The sequence below is a fragment of the Actinocorallia lasiicapitis genome, from assembly GCF_054778695.1.
In genome coordinates, this window is the sequence record NZ_BAAGZI010000694.1 from 1 (window position 1) to 1,516 (window position 1,516).

Sequence of the window (1,516 nt, forward strand, 5' to 3'; positions counted from 1 at the left end):
GTCGGACAGTCCTGGTTGACCGCGCTCCCCCGCACCACCGCCAGCACCGGATGGCCGAGGCGGCGCGCGTCGGACAGGCGCTCCACCACCAGGACGCCGACGCCCTCACCCCAGCCGGTGCCGTCAGCGGCCGCCGCGAACGCCTTGACCCGGCCGTCGGCGGCCAGACCGCGCTGCCTGCTGAACTCCACGAACGTCCCAGGCGTGGACATGACGGTCACACCGCCGGCCAGGGCGAGCGAGCACTCCCCCGACCGCAGCGAACGCACCGCCCAGTGCAGCGCCACCAGCGACGACGAGCACGCCGTGTCCACCGTGATCGCCGGGCCCTCGAACCCGAAGGAGTAGGCGACCCGGCCCGAGACGAGCGCTCCGGTCGTCGTGCTGTCGGGGTAGTCGTGGTAGACGAGCCCGGCGAACACGCCCGTGGAGCTGCCCTTGAGCGACGAGGGATCGATGCCCGCCCGCTCCAGCGCCTCCCACGACACCTCGAGCAGCAGGCGCTGCTGCGGGTCGGTGACCAGGGCCTCGTTCGGGCTGATCCCGAAGTGCGCCGCGTCGAACGCGCCCGCGTCGTAGAGGAACCCGCCGTCCCGCACATAGCTGGTGTCGGGGCGGGCCGACTCGGGGTCGTACAGGCCCAGATCCCAGCCCCGGTCGGTGGGGAAGCCGCCGACCGCGTCAACGCCGCCTGCCACCAGGTCCCACAGTTTCGCCGGGGTGTCCGCGCCGCCGGGGAACCGGCACGCCATCCCCACGATCGCGATCGGCTCGTGCTCCCGGTCCTCGACCTCGCGCAGACGCCGCCGGGTGACCTGCAGCTCGGCCGTGGCCCGCTTCAGATAATCGCGGAGCTTGTCATCAGTCGCCATCGAAAAAGTCACTCCCATACCGGGTCGTCGCAGGGCTGGTGGAGGCGGCGCTAGGACAGTCCCAGCTCCCTTTCGAGGACCTCGAAGAGTTCACCGTCGGTCGCCGACGCGAGGTCGGTCGCGGGATCGTCGGCCGGTCCCGACGGGTCGCGCCACTTGCGCAGCAGCGCTTCCAGCCGGGCGGTGAGCAGCGGGCGGGTGGTGTCGTCGGGGCTCAGCCCGCTGAGGGAGGCGTCGAGCCGGTCGATCTCCCCGATCAGCCGTTGCGCGTCGTCGGCACCGCCAGCGGAGTCCAGCGACTCGGCGACGTGCCGGGCGACCGCGCGGGCCGTCGGATGGTCGAAGACCAGGGTGGTCGGCAGCCGCAGACCGGTCTGGCCGTTGAGCGCGTTCCGCAGCTCGACCGCCGTCAGCGAGGTGAAGCCCAGCTCGTTGAAGGCCCGGTCGGGGTCGACCGCGGTCACGCCGCCGTGCCCGAGCACCCTGGCGACCTGGCCGCGCACCAGTTCCAGAAGGGTCCGATCGCGGTCAGGGCCGGTGAGTCCGGCCAGCTTCCGTAGCAGGCCGTCGCCGCCCGCCCTCCGGGCCGGCACCCGGGCCAGGCCGCGCAGCATCGGCTGCACCACCGGCTGGACGCGCAGCAC

General features: G+C 73.0%; 2 protein-coding genes. Both read right to left on the reverse strand.

Translation table 11 applies throughout. The features are described 5' to 3' along the window. Positions 1–872, reverse strand: an 872-nt coding sequence (locus ACYVE7_RS33850; protein ID WP_460370635.1) for a beta-ketoacyl synthase N-terminal-like domain-containing protein, incomplete at its 3' end; no start/stop codon positions are given. Positions 873–922: 50 nt separating this feature from the next. After that, the coding region (locus ACYVE7_RS33855) for an acyl carrier protein (protein WP_460370637.1) at positions 923–1,516 on the reverse strand (594 nt) is incomplete at its 5' end.